Consider the following 16,545-nt stretch of genomic DNA (forward strand, 5'->3'; position numbering starts at 1 on the left):
TAAAATCATGCCAGGCTACAAACGCGTCCTCCTCAAATTATCTGGTGAAGCCCTGATGGGGGATGATGCTTTTGGCATCAATCCGATCACTATTGATTCCATGGTTTCTGAAATCGCCCAAGTGGTCAATAGTGGTGTTGAGCTCGCCATCGTCATTGGTGGGGGGAATATTTTCCGCGGCGTTGCTGGCGGCGCTGCTGGTATGGATCGTGCAACTGCTGACTATATGGGCATGTTGGCGACCATGATGAACTCTCTCGCATTACAAGATGCTTTGCGTCAAAAAGGGGTTGAAGCGCGCGTGCAATCCGCCCTGAGAATGGACCAAGTGGTTGAGCCTTACATACGCCCACGTGCCATTCGCGCGATGAGCGAAGGCAAAGTAGTGATCTTTGCAGCCGGTACAGGTAACCCGTTCTTTACAACCGATACTGCCGCCGCCTTGCGTGGCGCTGAAATGGGTGTGGAAGTGATGCTGAAAGCTACTAAGGTGGATGGCATCTATAGCGCCGATCCAGTCAAGGATCCTACTGCGACTCTTTATAAGACCATCACCTTTGATGAGGCATTAATTAAGAACTTACAAGTTATGGACGCTACTGCATTTGCATTGTGTCGTGACCGCAAATTACCAATCAAAGTATTTTCGATCCTCAAGCCAGGCGCATTAATGCGTGTAGTGCAGGGTGAATCTGAAGGTACTTTGGTGCACGTTTAATAGGAGGCCTGATGTCTGCAGCAGAAATTAAAACCAATACCAATCAAAAGATGGAAAAGTCTCTTGAGGCTTTGAAAACGAATTTGGCGAAGATTCGTTCTGGGCGTGCCAATCCAGGAATACTGGAACATATTCAAGTGGAGTATTACGGTAATCCAACACCACTAAGTCAAGTGGCGAGTTTGGGCCTAGCAGATGCTCGCACGATTAATGTTCAGCCATTTGAAAAGACCATGGTTGCTGCTGTGGAGAAGGCGATTCGAGATTCGGATTTGGGTTTGAATCCTGCCTCACAAGGTACTGTGATTCGCGTGCCAATGCCCGCATTGACTGAAGAGCGTCGTCGCGAGCTCACTAAAGTCGTCAAGAGCGAGGGTGAAGATACTAAGATTGCAGTGCGTAATTTACGTCGCGATGCCAATGAACATCTCAAGCGCTTAACTAAAGATAAAGAGATTTCTGAAGATGAAGAGCGTCGTGCCACTGATGAGATTCAGAAGATGACCGATAAAGCAGTTGTAGATATCGACAAGATCATTACTGAAAAAGAAAAAGAGATCATGACGGTTTAAGGCCGGATTGAGTTTGATTCTTTTATGACCCAACACCTCAGTTCTACTCAAGCCATTCCAGAGGTAAGCGCTATTCCTCGCCATGTTGCGATCATCATGGATGGTAATGGGCGTTGGGCGAGTAAACGTATGATGCCTCGAGTGACAGGCCATACTGAAGGCTTAGCTGCGGTTCGGAAAATCGTTCAAGAGTGCCGTCGTACCGGCGTTGAGTATTTGACGATATTTGCTTTTAGTTCTGAGAACTGGCGTCGCCCACCAGAAGAGGTGGGTTTCTTAATGAAGCTCTTTCTAAAATCGCTCAAGGCGGAAGTTTCTCGTCTTGCAGAAAATGATATTTGTTTGCGTGTGATTGGCGATCTCAGTCGCTTTGATAAGGCAATTCAGGAAATGGTTCATTTCTCAGCAGAAAAGACTGCTGGATGTAAGGCGCTGACAATTACTGTCGCTGCAAACTATGGCGGACGCTGGGATATCTTGCAGGCGATGAGTCGTTGCTTGGCTGCCAATCCAAATTTGAAGCCGGAAGACGTCAGTGAGGATTTATTGCAACCCCATTTTTCGATGGCTTATGCCCCAGAGCCAGATTTATTTATCCGCACTGGTGGTGAACAACGCATCAGTAACTTTTTATTATGGCAGTTAGCTTATACAGAGTTATATTTCACAGATGTTTTATGGCCAGACTTTGATGAAGCTGAGCTCCATAAGGCGTTTGATTGGTTTAGTCAGCGCGAACGTCGTTTCGGGCGAACCAGCGCTCAGCTTGCATCGCAAGTGATGAGTGATGCAGTTTAATTATCTAAACCACTCCACATGTTAAAAACCCGCGTGATTACTGCCCTTGTTTTACTGGCAGTTCTATTGCCAATCTTATTTTTACTGCCATCCGTGTATGTTGGCGCATTCTTTTTGGCGACTCTACTTGCTGCTGCTTGGGAGTGGAGTCGTTTGCTTGCGCCTGAAGCAGGGCGGGCAGCCTGGCTTTACGCTCTATTTTGCTTAATGATTATTTTATTTTTGCTAGGGATGAAAAACGTCGATTGGCAATTTGCTCTATTGCTCTTAGCAGTCTTCTTTTGGTTTTTTATCGCCCCATTGATGCTTGCTAAAGGCATGAATCTCTCTTTGCAAAAGTTGCGTCCTTTTTACGGAGTACTCGGACTCATTTTGCTGCCAGCAACTTGGTTCGCTTTGGTTTTCTTGCGAGAGTTAGGGCTCGTATTTTTGTTAACCACGATTGCTTTGGTGTGGGTAGCCGATATTGGCGCCTACTTTGTTGGTAAGGCGTTTGGAAAACACAAATTAGCCATCCAAATTAGCCCGGGGAAATCAGTTGAGGGTGCAATAGGCGGTCTGGCTCTCTGTTACACATACGCATTTTTGTGCGTGTTTTACTTACCCTTCGAAGCTACTTTATTTGGGGCATGGGCGATACGCTTTGGTTGGGTCGCCATGTTTCTGATGGTGACAGTATTAACAGCCTTCAGTATTTTTGGTGACCTCTTTGAGTCCCAATTAAAGCGTTTGGCTGGCGTGAAAGATAGCAGTCATTTTTTGCCAGGGCATGGTGGGGTATTGGATCGTGTTGATGCATTGATACCTACTATGCCAATTGCAGCTTTACTTGCGGGGCTGGTGTAATGAAGAGACTTATTACCGTTCTGGGCTCTACTGGCTCTATTGGTGTGAATACGTTGGATGTGATTCGGGCGCATCCTGATCGCTTTCAGGTGGCAGCACTTACTGCGGGTAAGCAAGTTGATCGCTTGGCAGAGCAGTGTATTGAATTTAAGCCTGCTATTGCTGTTGTCTCAGAAGCCAGCGATGCTGTGCGCTTAGAAAAATTATTGCTTGAGAGCAATATTAAGACTCAAGTGTTGTATGGTCCTCAAGCCTTAGTAACGGCGGTGACAGATTCTGGATGTGACACAGTGATGGCTGCCATTGTCGGAGCAGCGGGCTTAGTGCCAACCCTTGCGGCAGCCAAAGCTGGCAAACGTGTTCTGCTTGCAAATAAAGAAGCGCTGGTGATGTCTGGTAATTTGTTTATGCAAGCCATGAAAGATGGAGGCGGGGAATTACTTCCAATTGATAGTGAGCACAATGCCATTTTTCAATGCTTGCCAAATGAATTTACTAAAGCCCCACATTCTAATCATGGCGTGGAAGAATTGTGGCTTACTGCATCAGGTGGGCCTTTTAGAAATACGCCATTGGATCAATTAGCGAGTATTACTCCAGATCAGGCCTGTGCTCATCCGAATTGGGTCATGGGTAGAAAGATATCTGTGGATTCTGCAACCATGATGAATAAGGGGCTTGAAGTCATTGAGGCCTTCTGGTTATTTGGTTTGCCGCTTGAAAAAATTAAGGTGTTGATTCATCCTCAAAGCGTAGTGCATTCAATGGTGCGCTATCGTGATGGCTCAGTATTGGCACAGTTAGGTCAACCGGATATGCGCACCCCCATTGCTTATGGTTTGGCCTGGCCAGAGCGTATTGAGGCTGGAGTAGCGCCCTTAAACTTAACTCAACTGGCTAGTCTCCATTTTTCAGAGCCAGAGCTTGCTCGCTTCCCGTGTCTTGCTTTGGCTTTTGCTGCAGCCAAAGCAGGTGGTACAGCGCCTACAGTACTGAATGCTGCCAATGAAGTTGCTGTCGCTGCGTTTTTAGGCGCGGGCTTGCCTTATCTCCAAATCCCCGCAGTAGTGGAGAAGACCTTGAACGCTATTGCTCTGACTAATGCAGATTCATTGGAGGATATTTTGAGTATGGATGCACAGGCCAGAAAAGTGGCGCGTGAGTTTATCCAAGTTTTACAAAAGTAATTAAGGTGATTAAGGATTCTCTTTGCAAGCATTGATTACCCTTGGGGCATTTTTACTGACTCTTGGTGTATTGGTGAGCTTTCATGAGTTTGGCCATTTTTTAGCAGCTCGTGCATGCGGCGTAAAAGTCCTGCGCTTTGCAGTCGGTTTCGGAAAACCACTCTTCACTTATCACGCAAAAAACAAAACTGAATGGGTGCTTGCTTCAATACCTTTAGGTGGCTACGTCAAATTATTAGATGGTCGAGATCGTTCTCAAGATATTGCGGTGGAGGATGAGATGCAGGCTTTTGATCAAAAGCCTCTTTGGCAGCGCTCTATGATTGTGGCGGCAGGACCATTTGCAAATTTCTTCTTAGCGGTTGCACTATTTTCCGTCATCTATATTTCTGGTGTGCCACAACTTCCAGCTGTCTTACAAAGCCCCCCAGAAAATTCAGTTGCTGCAAAATTCGGTGTAAGTGCGGGAGACAGAGTAACTGGATGGCAGACTCTCGATTCAGGTGCTGCGCCCATTTCTGGGGAATTTGACTCCATTCCAAGTTGGAACGCTTTGCGCTGGAATCTCATGGATGCTCTAACCGGAGAGTCTGGGTTCGCGCTGGAGCTGCAGGATTCAAACGGTAGTCGTTTTATCAAAGCCTTTAAGGCTGATGATTTACCAAAAATTACTCCAGAAGGTGATCCCATGAAAAGTCTGGGTTTACTGCCTCAAGTAACCCCTTTGGCTCAATGGGATGAGCTCAAATTGAACCCCCTTCAGGCCTGGGGATTTGCAAGCCACCGAGTTTGGTTAATCAGCAAGGTATCTCTCAGGCTTATGGCGGGAATGTTTACCGGTCAAACCTCCATCAAGCAGTTGGGAGGCCCCTTAAGTATTGCTGACATGGCTGGTAAGTCTGCCCAGATTGGCTGGCAACCCTTTTTGGCATTTTTGGCATTAATTAGCATCAGTATTGGGCTCCTCAATTTACTCCCTTTTCCCATGCTTGACGGGGGTCAGCTCCTGTATGATGCATGGGAGTTGGTCGCTGGAAAACGGATTTCGATTTCGATGCAGGAACAGTTCCAAAAAGTGGGCTTTCTGTTGCTGATTTCGCTATCCCTACTGGCTTTGTTTAACGATTTACAACGCTATTTGTCACCTTGAATTTTCTAACACTACCCCATTCTCTTTTTGGTCGTTTTTTAGCGAGATTGCTACTGATTGTGGCTATTGGGCTTAGCTTTAATGTTTCTGCGGCAGATTCTTTCGTTGTGAAAGATATTCGGGTTGAAGGATTGCAGCGCGTAGAACCTGGCACAGTATTTAGTTATTTATCCGTTCAGGTGGGCGAAACATTTACTGAAGAAAAGGGCGCGGAAGCAATTAAGACCTTATATAGTACTGGATTTTTTAGAGATGTACAAATTCAGGCTCAGGGCGATGTTCTGATTGTGATTGTTGAGGAGCGCCCAACGATTTCTCGGATTGAATTTACGGGAATGAAAGAGTTTGATAATGAAATTGTTCGTAAATCCTTAAAGACTGTCGGTGTTGCTGAAGCGCGTTTTTACGATAAAGCTTTAATTGATAAAGCTGAGCAAGAATTAAAGCGTCAATATGTGGGTAAAGGGATGTTTGCAGCCGAAGTGGTTGCCACTGTTACTCCGGTTGAACGCAATCAAGTCGCTGTTTATTTCAATATCGATGAAGGCCCTGTTGCCAAAATCCAAGAGATTAATTTTATTGGTACTGAGGCTTTCAGCGAAAATACTCTAAAAGGTGAAATGCAACTCAAGACTGGTGGCTGGTTGTCTTGGTATAGTAAAGACAATCTCTACTCCAAGCAAAAGCTTACCGCTGATTTAGAGACCATTCGCTCCTACTATTTAAATCGTGGTTATCTCGAGTTTGTGATTGACTCCACTCAGGTTTCGATTACGCCCGATAAAAAAGGAATTTACTTAACCGTCAGCATTCGTGAGGGTAAGAAATTTACTGTCAAAGACGTGCGTTTGGCTGGTGAGTTGTTGGGTAAAGAGGATGAGTTTAAGCAGTTGATTGTCCTAAAGCCTGGCGATACTTTTTCATCCGCTCGCTTAACGGAGAGCACTAAGGCTATTGCAGAGGTATTGGGTTCTTATGGTTATGCGTTTGCAACCATTAATCCCCAGCCAGATATTCGCCGTGAATTATCTGAAGTTGACCTTACTTTGGTAATAGATCCGGGGCGTCGTATCTATGTTCGTAAAGTAGAAATTTCAGGTAATGCAAAAACTCGCGATATGGTGATTCGTCGCGAGATGCGTCAATTTGAAAGCTCTTGGTTTGATAGCGATAAAATTGATTTATCTAAAAAGCGCTTAGGTAGGCTGGGGTACTTCACTGAGACTGACATAACTACACAAGATGTGCCTGGATCGCCTGATCAGGTGGATGTCAATGTGAAGGTTACAGAAAAACCCACAGGAGCAGTTACGATTGGTGCTGGTTTTTCTTCTACTGAAAAACTGATCTTATCTGCTGGTATCAATCAGGATAATGCTTTTGGTACTGGAACTTCGGTTGGCTTGAATGCCTCTGTTGGTAAGATTAATCAAAGCTTGACGTTGTCAAATTATGACCCCTACTTTACAGAGGATGGCATTAGTCGCTACTCCGATTTGTACTATCGTTCATCTAGGCCTTTGTACTATGTAGGTGATCCTGATTACCAAATTAAATCAGTAGGCTCAAATATTAAATTTGGAGTCCCATATACCGAGGTTGATCGAGTATTTTTTGGAAGTGGTATTGAGGCCTTTCAGATAAAGACAACGGCTAACACTCCTATACCCTATTTAAATTATGCCCAGAGTTATGGCATTGCGGCCCCTGGTTACCCCGCAACTTTGACCACGTATAATGTGCCGTTGACTGTGGGCTGGTCGCGCGATGGCCGTGATAGTGCCTTAATACCTTCTGATGGTTCTTTGCAGCAACTCTCTGCCGAGGCAGGGACGCCTGTAGGAAATATGACTTTCTATCGATTGTTTGGTCAGTACCAAAAATATCATTCTTTCTCCAAGGGTAATATCCTATCGTTCAATGGCGAGGTGGGTTATGGGGATGCATATGGTAGCAATCCCTTTCCAATTACTAAGAATTATTATGTTGGTGGCATTGGTTCGGTCCGTGGCTATTCCCCTGGTTCTCTAGGACCACAGTACTACAACTCAACCTATGGCATTTATCAGCCTACTGGTGGACAGTCCAAGATTGTAAGTAATGTGGAATATACCGTTCCGGTCCCAGGCTCTGGCGTTGATAAGACCTTGCGAGTATTTACCTTCGTAGATGGTGGCAATGCTTTTGGACAGAATATTAACCTAGTCTTAAAATACTCGTATGGATTGGGTTTATCATGGATATCACCGCTTGGGCCGCTTAAGTTTAGCTACGGAATCCCATATAAAGCAGTGCCTACAGATAATGTACAGCGTTTACAGTTTCAAATGGGCACGGCTTTTTAACTGTTTAAGGAAAGTTTTATGAAGCATTATCAATTTTCTAAATATATTCAATTTGGCTTAGCCGCTGTAGCAATTGCTTTTGGAATTCAACTGTCATTTGCGCAAGATGCAGGAACACGTGTTGCGGTAGTGAACTCAGAAAAAGTATTTAACGAGTCTAATCTCGCAAAAGCGATGCAAACTCGCCTACAAAACGAATTCACTAAGCGTCAGAATGATTTGCGTGACAGCGCACAAAAAATTCAGACTGCTGCAGAGAAGTTGGACCGGGATGGTGCGGTAATGGCTGAGGCTGAACGAGTTCGTCGCCAACGTGAATTGGCCGATCAGGATCGCGAGTTGCAACGTAAACAACGTGAATTTACCGAAGATCTCAATCAGCGTACATTTGAAGAGCGTGCAAAAATTGCTGAAAAAGCAAACGCAGTTCTGCGTCAAATCGCCGAGCAAAGAAAATTAGATGTCATCGTTCAGGAAGCGGCTTTCGTTAGTCCAAAAGCTGATATCACCGATGATGTCATCAAGGCTTTAAATAGTCAGAAGTAAGTTTTATGCCTACCGCCATTGAGCTGGCCGATCAGTTTCAAGCAAGCTTGGTGGGGGAGGCCTCCAGCGAATTTATTGGCCTCGCTCCACTAGAGCTCGCCCAAAAAAATCAAATATCGTTTCTGTCAAACCCGCTCTATCGCAAACAGGCTTCTGATAGCAGGGCCGGCGCTCTCATTGTTAGTAAAGCAGATTTGGATTTTCTACAAGCAAATCCTGGCGAAAATACTCTACAGCGTGCGTACTTTGTTTCTAAGAGCCCCTATGCTACTTTTGCCAGAATGGCGCAATTTTTTGTAAAACAAAGTTCGTCAACTTATGCGATAGGGACTCACCCGAGTGCGGCGATAGATCCGACAGCCCATATTCCAAGCTCATGCCATATTGGACCTTTTGTCCAAATTGAGGCTGGCGTAAAACTGGGAGAACGCGTTTCTATCTTGGGCAATACAACGGTTGCTAGAAATAGTGTCATCAATAGCGATACTCTGATTTACCCGTCTGTATCTATTTATCAAGGTACTCAAATTGGGGAGCGTTGCATTATTCATAGCGGTGCCGTGATTGGTGCTGATGGTTTTGGATTTGCACCCGACTTCTCTGCGACCGGTGGGGAGTGGGTCAAAATTCCGCAAACGGGTAATGTGGTAATTGGTGATGATGTTGAAATTGGCGCCTCTACTACGATTGATCGCGGCGCGATGAGCGATACCGTAATTGGTTCGGGCACTAAGATTGATAACCAAGTGCAGATTGCTCACAATGTAGTTATAGGCAGTTGTTGCGTCGTTGCTGGTTGTGCTGCTATCTCGGGAAGTACAAAAATAGGTAATTTCTGCATCATTGGAGGAGCTGCAAATTTTGCTGGTCATCTCAACATCGCTGACAGGACAACAGTCTCTGGTAATACCTCGATTATTCGTTCAATTACTGAGCCAGGACAGCATTTCACGGGGGTTTACCCCTCGATGCTGCATAGCGCTTGGGAGAAAAACGCTGCAATCTTGCGTGGTCTAGATAAAATACGTCAACGCTTGCGTTTATTAGACAAAAATAAGAATTCTGAGTCTTAGGACTTTTTAGTAGATCAATTTCATTCACTTCTTAGTAGGTCATTTATGAGCACACCAATTGCGATCGATATCCATAAGATTCTCCAGTTGTTGCCACATCGCTATCCATTCTTACTGGTAGACCGTGTCTTGGAAATCACTCCACGCGAGACAATCACTGCATTGAAGAATGTGACCATGAATGAACCTTTCTTTCAAGGACACTTTCCGGACTTTCCGGTAATGCCTGGTGTACTGATCATTGAAGCTTTGGCGCAAACTGCGGCTTTACTGACCTTTTCTGAAGAGCGTGCTGAAGACGCAGTCTATTACTTTGCTGGCATTGATGGCGCTCGCTTTAAAAAGCCAGTATTACCAGGAGATCAACTCATTATGACTGCAAAGTTGGAGCGCGGTCGTGCTGGTATTTATAAGTTTGCAGTCCAGGCAACTGTAGATGGTGAGATAGCTGCTGAGGCCAATATCACCTGTGCGGTTCGTTCGAAAGGCGCATGATGACCCAGATTCATTCATCTGCTGTAGTGGACAGCAAAGCAGAGGTTGCCAGTGATGTCGAGATTGGTCCCTATTCTGTAATTGGTCCTCACGTCAAAATTGGCTCTGGCACTAAGATTGGATCGCATACTGTGATCGAGGGTCACACCACGATTGGCAAGGATAATAACTTTGCTCACTTTACTGCTATTGGTGGACCGCCCCAAGATATGAAATATCGTGGTGAGCCAACTCAACTCATGATTGGTGATCGTAATACGATTCGCGAGTTCACTACCATTCATACAGGCACTTCTCAGGATGAAGGTATTACCCGTATAGGTAATGACAACTGGATCATGGCTTATGTCCACATTGCGCATGATTGCCAAGTTGGTAATCACACCATTTTCTCAAGTAATGCGCAAATTGCAGGTCATGTGCATGTGCATGATTGGGCCATTATGGGTGGCATGTCTGGTGTTCATCAATTTGTGCGCATTGGGCAACATGCGATGTTGGGTGGTGCTTCAGCGCTGGTGCAGGATATTCCGCCATTTGTAATTGCAGCTGGTGATAAAGCCTCACCTCATGGTATTAACGTAGAAGGCTTAAAGCGTCGCGGTTTTTCTAGTGAAACGATTTCTGCATTGCGTCAGGCTTATAAGGTTCTCTACAAAGATGGTCTCAGTTTTGAAGATGCTAAAGTAGAAATTCAGAAAATGATTTCTGCAAGTGCGGCTGATGCAGCTACTGTAGAAAAGCTGACGGAGTTCCATGACTTTATTGCCGCCTCTACTCGCGGCATTATTCGGTAACGATAGGAATACTTTGCCAAAGTTAGCTTGTGTAGCTGGCGAACCCTCTGGCGATTTACTCGCTGCGCCAGTTCTGAGTGCATTAAATCAAATTCCGGATATGGCTGGTCTAGAGGTATATGGCATTGGTGGACCACGCATGCAAGCTGAAGGTATGCGCTCAGATTGGCCCATGGAAACCTTAAGTGTGCGTGGCTATGTTGAGGCTATCAAACAACTTCCGGCTATTCTGAAACTTCGCAAAGAACTGATTAATCATCTATTGGGCGTAGGTCGTCCCGACGTCTATTTAGGGATTGATGCTCCGGATTTCAACTTGGGGGTTGAACTGCAATTGCGTAAAGCTGGTATTCCGACGTTGCATCTAGTTTCCCCCTCTATTTGGGCATGGAGAGCTGGGCGCATTAAAAAGATTGCACAAGCAGTTGACCGAATGCTCTGCATTTTCCCTTTTGAAACTGAAATCTATGATCGTGCAGGTATAGCTTCTACCTATGTTGGGCATCCATTAGCCAGTGAAATTCCTTTGACTCCAGATGTTCCTCAGGCTCGCAAAAAAATCATTGAGACTTTAAAGCTGTCAACAACTGCACTGGATGGAATAGTCGTTGCAGTATTGCCTGGAAGTCGTGGCTCTGAAATTGAGCTGATTGCTCCCGTCTTTTTTGAAACGATGCAATTATTGACCGAGCGTTTCAAGGGTCAAAAAATTCATTTTTTAATTCCAGTGGCAACGCCGCGATTGCGTGATCCACTAGAGCAGCTATTGCTGAAAACTAAGAATATCAATCCCGACATTCAGATTCATTTACTTGATGGGATGGCAGATGAGGTATTGGAAGCCTCTGACGTAGTCCTCATAGCTAGTGGCACCGCTACCCTGCAGGCTGCCTTGTGGAAAAAGCCGATGGTGATTTCTTATAAGGTACCTTGGCTCACAGCCCAGATTATGAAGCGTCAGGGTTATCTGCCTTATGTAGGTTTACCTAATATTTTGTGCGGTGAATTTGTAGTGCCAGAGTTATTGCAAGATGATGCCACTCCTCAAAAGTTAGCTAATGCATTGCAAGAATGGCTAGATCATCCTAATCAGGTCGCAGAGTTAAAAGCACGCTTTGTGCAGATGCATGAAACACTGCGCCGACCAACGGGCTTGCTTGTTGCGCAAGCAGTTGTACAAACGATTACCAATAGTCGCAAGAGCCAGGTGGCCCAATGAGTATTGTGTGGATCTGTGGCGTAGATGAAGCAGGGCGAGGCCCGCTTGTTGGTGCTGTTGTTGCGGGTGCAGTCGTGCTAGATCCCTATAATTCTATTAATGGCCTTAAGGACTCAAAAAAACTGACTGCGGCACGCCGTGAGTTTTTGTATCAACAAATTATGGAAAAGGCTAAGGCCTGGGGAATAGGCGAAGCTAGCCCTGCAGAAATTGATGAGATCAACATTTTGCAAGCAACTATGTTGGCGATGCGACGGGCCGTTGAGGATTTGAGCTCACGTTTAGGGCAATGGCCTGATAAGGCTTTAATCGATGGCAATCGTTGTCCAGAGCTACCCATTGCTGCAGAAGCCATTATTAAAGGGGATGCTAAAGAGCCAGCAATATCAGCAGCCTCTATCTTGGCTAAAGTGACTCGTGACCGTCAAATGCAAATCTTGCATGAGCGTCACCCAGAATATGGTTTTGCTCAGCATATGGGTTATCCGACCGAGGCTCATTTTGCTGCGTTAAAGCAGTATGGCGCTTGTGAGCAGCACCGTAGAAGTTTTTCTCCAGTCAGAAAAGTACTTGAGATGAATGTAAGCTAACTCTATATGAATTTTGATCTCATCACTTCTAAAGAGAATCCGCTTTTCAAAGAGATTCGTCTTTTGCAGGCTGCTGGATCCAAAGGTCAGAAGGCTAGAATCGCCAGAGGTCAAGTCTTACTGGAAGGCATTCATTTAGTTCAGACTTGGGTGGGAGACTCATCCTTAAGGATCTTACTTACCTCGGAAGTGGGTTTTCAAAATCCCGAAATTTCTGAAGCGGTCTACTCTCATATTGAAATCTGTCCCGATACAAAAGTTTTCCAGTTGGATAGCGCTCTCTGGGATTTGCTGAGTGAGTTAGTCAATGCACCTCATATTGCAGGCTTGCTCGATCTTCCTCAATCTTGCTTAACGCCCCCACAGTCAATTAGCACATTAGCTGGCGATGTCCTGATATTAGATCGCATACAAGATGCTGGTAATGTTGGCTCGATCTTACGTACTGCAGCAGCAGCGGGCTTTACTCAGGTAATTACTTTATCGGGATGCGCCCATTTATGGTCAAGCAAAGTCTTGCGAGCGGGCATGGGGGCCCATCGCTTATTAGATCTTTATGAGGGTTGGTCCAATCAACAAGTATTGAGTGCTGTTACCGCCCCCATGTTTGCTGCTACAGCAGATGCAGAATACGAACTCTTTGCGCTACAAAAAGAATTACAGCATCCTGTTGCTTGGGTGATGGGTAGCGAAGGTCAGGGAGTGTCTGAAGATCTTTTAGCGCAAGCAAAAGGCGTTGCAATACCAATCGACCCGCGAGTAGAGTCCTTGAATGTTTCTACTGCCGCTGCCGTTTGCCTGTTTGAAACAATGCGCGTTAGGCGTAGTTAAGTTAAACCAATCTACCCTAAAATCGTCTTATCAGACTTCATGGCTTGCAAGACAGTGGTAGCTATCTCTTCGATAGATTTGCTAGTAGTCATCACCCATGGAATGGATTGCTTCTTCATCATCGCAGTCGCCTCGTTAATTTCATAACGACAATTTTCTAGTTTTGCGTAGTTACTACCGGGACGACGCTCATTGCGTATCTCTGAGAGGCGTTCAGCATCAATCATCAAGCCAAAAATCTTCTGGCGATAAGGTACTAAATCCTTTGGTAGTTGCCCCCGTTCAAAATCTTCCGGAATTAGAGGGTAATTGGCTGCCTTCAATCCATACTGCATGGCTAGATAGAGACTGGTTGGGGTTTTACCGACTCGGGAGATGCCAATCAAAATGACGTCGGCCTCGATCAAGTTCTGGTTTGACTGCCCGTCATCATGTGCTAACGAATAGTTAATGGCCTCAATACGGTTCTTATAGGCTTCAGTATCCGCATTGTGGTGCAAGCGGTTCATGGCATGCGTAGACTTCATGCCTAAGGCCGCTTCAAGTGGTGCCACGAAGGTCTGGAACATATCCAAAATGAGTCCATTGGCTTTGCTGACAATGCTATTGAGTTCAGCATTCACCAAGGTGGTGAAAACAATCGGCTGGACACCATATTTACTAGCTGCTTGATTGATGCTGTTGACTGCATCATGGGCCTTATCTACGCTGTCTACAAAAGGCACCCGAACCTGCTTAAAAGTGGCCTCAAATTGGGCCAAAATCGATTGGCTGAAGTTCTCGGCGGTGATGCCGGTTCCATCAGAAACAATAAAAACAATACGGGTTTCGGTAGACATGGATTTGGCCTAAAAGTGGGGGGTCAGCACTACAATAGCGTCATATTAGAGTAAGTCGCATTTTAGGCGACAGCTAGACCGCTTTCCTTATCTTTAGAGAGTATTTTATGTCCAACCAACAGCAGCAAAATAGCAGTATGGCAGATGCCTATGTCTTGCCTTTTGAGCAACTTCGCATGACAGATGTTGAGTCAGTCGGCGGTAAGAATGCCTCCTTAGGCGAAATGATTTCTCAATTGGCCTCAACTGGAGTGCGTGTTCCAACAGGTTTTGCTACTACTGCATTAGCATTCCGCGATTTTCTAAAACATAACAACCTCACCGAGCGTATTCAAAAGCGCTTAGAGAATCTCAATATTGATGATGTCCGCGCCTTAGCAGAAGCTGGCGCTGAAATCCGCAATTGGATTGAGACCGCGCCATTTCAGCCTAAGCTGGAAGAAGAGATTCGTAAAGCATTTGCAGTTCTCGATGACTCTGGCAAAGGTTCGTTTGCAGTGCGCTCTTCGGCTACTGCCGAAGACTTGCCGGATGCCTCTTTTGCAGGTCAGCAAGAAACTTTCTTGAACGTCGAGGGTATTGATGATGTTCTCAAAAAAATCCGCGAAGTATTTGCCTCTCTTTACAACGATCGTGCCATTTCTTACCGTGTACACAAAGGCTTTGCCCATGCAGAAGTAGCATTGTCTGCTGGTATTCAGCGGATGGTGCGCTCTGACCTAGGCGCTGCTGGTGTGATGTTTACCTTAGATACTGAGTCTGGTTTTGAGGATGTCGTCTTTATTACCTCTAGCTATGGTTTAGGAGAGACTGTAGTACAGGGTGCAGTAAATCCGGATGAGTTCTATGTATTTAAGACAACCTTGGCGCAGAACAAAAAAGCGATCATTCGTCGCTCCCTAGGCTCCAAGCTGATACAGATGCAATTTGCCCCTAAAGGTTCTGCTGAGAAGGTACAAACAGTAGACGTCACCCCAGAAAAACGCAATCGCTTTTCTTTGGAAGATACTGACATTACTGAGTTGGCAAAGTACGCCGTCATTATTGAAAAACACTACGGTCGTCCTATGGATATCGAGTGGGGCAAAGATGGACAAGATGGCCGTATCTATATTTTGCAAGCTCGCCCTGAGACCGTGAAGAGTCAAGCAGCTGGCCAGGTAGAGATGCGCTACAAGCTTAAAGGCAGCTCAAAGGTATTAGCAAAAGGCCGCGCCATTGGTCAGAAGATTGGTGCCGGTCCAGTGCGTATTATTCGTGACCCTAGCGAGATGGATCGGGTTCAGCCAGGCGATGTATTGGTTGCTGATATGACAGACCCTAACTGGGAGCCAGTCATGAAGCGTGCTGCTGCGATTGTGACCAATCGTGGTGGTCGTACCTGTCACGCTGCGATTATTGCGCGTGAGTTGGGTGTCCCTGCAGTAGTCGGTTGTGGTGATGCGACTGAGCTATTACAAGACGGCATGATGGTTACCGTCTCTTGCGCTGAGGGCGATGAAGGTCATATCTATGATGGCTTGATCGAAACGGAAGTCTCTGAAATTTCTCGTGGTGTATTACCAGAGATTCCGGTGAAGATCACTATGAACATTGGCAATCCTCAGTTGGCATTTGATTTCTGCCAAATTCCTAATGCAGGCGTTGGTCTTGCGCGTCTCGAGTTCATCATCAATAACTATATTGGCGTGCATCCCCGTGCAGTTCTTGAGTATCCTAATATCGATCCGGATCTCAAGCGTGCTGTAGAAAGTGTTGCTCGTGGTTATGCAAGTCCACGTCAGTTCTATGAGGATAAATTGGTTGAAGGTGTGGCAACCATTGCAGCCGCTTTCTATCCGAAACCCGTTATTGTGCGCTTATCTGATTTCAAGTCCAATGAGTACAAAAAGTTGATTGGCGGTTCACGCTATGAGCCTGATGAAGAAAATCCCATGCTCGGCTTCCGCGGCGCATCACGTTATGTCTCTGAAGACTTTGGTGAAGCATTTGCTCTAGAGTGCGCAGCAATGAAGCGCGTTCGTGAAGAGATGGGTCTTGATAACGTCGAGATCATGGTGCCATTTGTGCGTACCATTAATCAGGCTAAACGCGTGATCGATATGATGGAGAAGTTTGGTCTCAAAAGGGGAGTCAATGGTTTGCGCCTGATTATGATGTGTGAGATTCCATCCAATGCGATTCTGGCAGATCAATTCCTTGAATATTTTGATGGCTTCTCAATTGGTTCAAACGATATGACTCAGTTAACACTTGGGCTGGATCGTGACTCCGGTATGGAGCTGCTCGCGATTGACTTCGATGAGCGTGATCCAGCGGTGGAATTTATGATCGCCCGTTCAATCGATGCTTGTCGCAAGCAAAATAAATATGTTGGTATTTGCGGTCAAGGACCTTCAGACCATCCAGACTTTGCCCGTTGGCTGGTAGAAAAAGGTATCACCTCCATCTCACTGAACCCAGATAGCGTAGTAGAGACCTGGGAAATGTTGGGTAAGAAATAGGGGTAAATTTAGGCCCAAAACTACAATAAGGCGCA

16 protein-coding genes are annotated in these 16,545 nt (G+C 45.7%); 15 read left to right on the plus strand and 1 reads right to left on the minus strand.

Annotated elements, in window-relative coordinates:
• Nucleotides 1–7 precede the first annotated feature (7 nt).
• The 14 genes from pyrH to AOC29_RS02850 are packed head-to-tail and all read left to right on the plus strand — an operon-like array spanning nucleotide 8 to nucleotide 13,167.
• On the plus strand, nucleotides 8–718 hold the full coding sequence (pyrH, locus tag AOC29_RS02785; RefSeq protein ID WP_215296527.1) for a UMP kinase: 711 nt from the start codon (nucleotides 8–10) through the stop codon (nucleotides 716–718).
• Nucleotides 719–729: 11 nt separating this feature from the next.
• A complete protein-coding gene (gene frr, locus AOC29_RS02790; protein ID WP_215296528.1) occupies nucleotides 730–1,290 on the plus strand; it encodes a ribosome recycling factor in 561 nt (186 codons plus the stop codon).
• 24 nt (nucleotides 1,291–1,314) lie between these two features.
• Nucleotides 1,315–2,088, plus strand: coding sequence for a polyprenyl diphosphate synthase (gene uppS, locus AOC29_RS02795; protein WP_215296529.1), 774 nt, complete (start codon nucleotides 1,315–1,317; stop codon nucleotides 2,086–2,088).
• Between the two features lie 18 nt (nucleotides 2,089–2,106).
• Complete coding sequence (locus tag AOC29_RS02800) at nucleotides 2,107–2,934, plus strand: phosphatidate cytidylyltransferase (protein ID WP_215296530.1); 828 nt, start codon at nucleotides 2,107–2,109, stop codon at nucleotides 2,932–2,934.
• Entirely contained in the window at nucleotides 2,934–4,121 is a 1,188-nt protein-coding gene (gene ispC, locus AOC29_RS02805) for a 1-deoxy-D-xylulose-5-phosphate reductoisomerase (RefSeq protein ID WP_215296531.1), read from the plus strand. Before AOC29_RS02800 ends, ispC begins: the two co-directional genes overlap by 1 nt.
• Nucleotides 4,122–4,143: 22 nt before the next feature.
• Nucleotides 4,144–5,271, plus strand: a complete 1,128-nt coding sequence (locus tag AOC29_RS02810; RefSeq protein ID WP_215296532.1) for an RIP metalloprotease — start codon at nucleotides 4,144–4,146, stop codon at nucleotides 5,269–5,271.
• A complete protein-coding gene (bamA, locus tag AOC29_RS02815) occupies nucleotides 5,268–7,616 on the plus strand; it encodes an outer membrane protein assembly factor BamA (protein WP_215296533.1) in 2,349 nt (782 codons plus the stop codon). Before AOC29_RS02810 ends, bamA begins: the two co-directional genes overlap by 4 nt.
• Before the next feature lie 18 nt (nucleotides 7,617–7,634).
• A complete protein-coding gene (locus tag AOC29_RS02820; protein WP_215296534.1) occupies nucleotides 7,635–8,162 on the plus strand; it encodes an OmpH family outer membrane protein in 528 nt (175 codons plus the stop codon).
• A gap of 5 nt (nucleotides 8,163–8,167) precedes the next feature.
• Nucleotides 8,168–9,235, plus strand: a complete 1,068-nt coding sequence (gene lpxD / locus AOC29_RS02825) for a UDP-3-O-(3-hydroxymyristoyl)glucosamine N-acyltransferase (protein WP_215296535.1) — start codon at nucleotides 8,168–8,170, stop codon at nucleotides 9,233–9,235.
• 45 nt (nucleotides 9,236–9,280) lie between these two features.
• Nucleotides 9,281–9,730: a 3-hydroxyacyl-ACP dehydratase FabZ gene (fabZ, locus tag AOC29_RS02830; protein WP_215296536.1), complete on the plus strand. Its 450-nt coding sequence runs from the start codon at nucleotides 9,281–9,283 to the stop codon at nucleotides 9,728–9,730.
• The gene (lpxA, locus tag AOC29_RS02835; protein WP_215297311.1) at nucleotides 9,730–10,527 is read left to right on the plus strand and encodes an acyl-ACP--UDP-N-acetylglucosamine O-acyltransferase; all 798 of its coding nucleotides are present in this window, start codon (nucleotides 9,730–9,732) and stop codon (nucleotides 10,525–10,527) included. The genes fabZ and lpxA overlap by 1 nt, the downstream gene beginning before the upstream one ends.
• A complete protein-coding gene (gene lpxB / locus AOC29_RS02840) occupies nucleotides 10,487–11,746 on the plus strand; it encodes a lipid-A-disaccharide synthase (protein WP_251370053.1) in 1,260 nt (419 codons plus the stop codon). The genes lpxA and lpxB overlap by 41 nt, the downstream gene beginning before the upstream one ends.
• On the plus strand, nucleotides 11,743–12,336 hold the full coding sequence (gene rnhB, locus AOC29_RS02845) for a ribonuclease HII (protein ID WP_215296537.1): 594 nt from the start codon (nucleotides 11,743–11,745) through the stop codon (nucleotides 12,334–12,336). Before lpxB ends, rnhB begins: the two co-directional genes overlap by 4 nt.
• Before the next feature lie 6 nt (nucleotides 12,337–12,342).
• Entirely contained in the window at nucleotides 12,343–13,167 is an 825-nt protein-coding gene (locus AOC29_RS02850; RefSeq protein WP_215296538.1) for an RNA methyltransferase, read from the plus strand.
• Nucleotides 13,168–13,178: 11 nt separating this feature from the next.
• Here the strand turns inward: AOC29_RS02850 and AOC29_RS02855 are convergent, their stop codons facing one another.
• Complete coding sequence (locus tag AOC29_RS02855; RefSeq protein WP_215296539.1) at nucleotides 13,179–14,006, minus strand: pyruvate, water dikinase regulatory protein; 828 nt, start codon at nucleotides 14,004–14,006, stop codon at nucleotides 13,179–13,181.
• Nucleotides 14,007–14,113: 107 nt separating this feature from the next.
• On the opposite strand from AOC29_RS02855, the gene ppsA reads away from it, so the two are divergent.
• Nucleotides 14,114–16,510, plus strand: a complete 2,397-nt coding sequence (gene ppsA / locus AOC29_RS02860) for a phosphoenolpyruvate synthase (RefSeq protein WP_251370054.1) — start codon at nucleotides 14,114–14,116, stop codon at nucleotides 16,508–16,510.
• Nucleotides 16,511–16,545: the final 35 nt, after the last annotated feature.

The sequence above is a fragment of the Polynucleobacter sp. JS-JIR-5-A7 genome, from assembly GCF_018687935.1.
GTDB lineage: Bacteria > Pseudomonadota > Gammaproteobacteria > Burkholderiales > Burkholderiaceae > Polynucleobacter.

Excerpts from the sequence above, each read along its gene's own strand:
- ispC (WP_215296531.1), top strand. The coding sequence starts at position 2,934 with ATGAAGAGACTTATTACCGTTCTGGGCTCTACTGGCTCTATTGGTGTG.
- AOC29_RS02820 (WP_215296534.1), top strand. The coding sequence starts at position 7,635 with ATGAAGCATTATCAATTTTCTAAATATATTCAATTTGGCTTAGCCGCT.
- ppsA (WP_251370054.1), top strand. The coding sequence starts at position 14,114 with ATGTCCAACCAACAGCAGCAAAATAGCAGTATGGCAGATGCCTATGTC.
- rnhB (WP_215296537.1), top strand. The coding sequence starts at position 11,743 with ATGAGTATTGTGTGGATCTGTGGCGTAGATGAAGCAGGGCGAGGCCCG.
- lpxB (WP_251370053.1), top strand. The coding sequence starts at position 10,487 with ATGACTTTATTGCCGCCTCTACTCGCGGCATTATTCGGTAACGATAGG.
- frr (WP_215296528.1), top strand. The coding sequence starts at position 730 with ATGTCTGCAGCAGAAATTAAAACCAATACCAATCAAAAGATGGAAAAG.
- lpxA (WP_215297311.1), top strand. The coding sequence starts at position 9,730 with ATGACCCAGATTCATTCATCTGCTGTAGTGGACAGCAAAGCAGAGGTT.
- AOC29_RS02855 (WP_215296539.1), bottom strand. The coding sequence starts at position 14,006 with ATGTCTACCGAAACCCGTATTGTTTTTATTGTTTCTGATGGAACCGGC.
- AOC29_RS02800 (WP_215296530.1), top strand. The coding sequence starts at position 2,107 with ATGTTAAAAACCCGCGTGATTACTGCCCTTGTTTTACTGGCAGTTCTA.
- pyrH (WP_215296527.1), top strand. The coding sequence starts at position 8 with ATGCCAGGCTACAAACGCGTCCTCCTCAAATTATCTGGTGAAGCCCTG.
- lpxD (WP_215296535.1), top strand. The coding sequence starts at position 8,168 with ATGCCTACCGCCATTGAGCTGGCCGATCAGTTTCAAGCAAGCTTGGTG.
- AOC29_RS02850 (WP_215296538.1), top strand. The coding sequence starts at position 12,343 with ATGAATTTTGATCTCATCACTTCTAAAGAGAATCCGCTTTTCAAAGAG.
- fabZ (WP_215296536.1), top strand. The coding sequence starts at position 9,281 with ATGAGCACACCAATTGCGATCGATATCCATAAGATTCTCCAGTTGTTG.
- uppS (WP_215296529.1), top strand. The coding sequence starts at position 1,315 with ATGACCCAACACCTCAGTTCTACTCAAGCCATTCCAGAGGTAAGCGCT.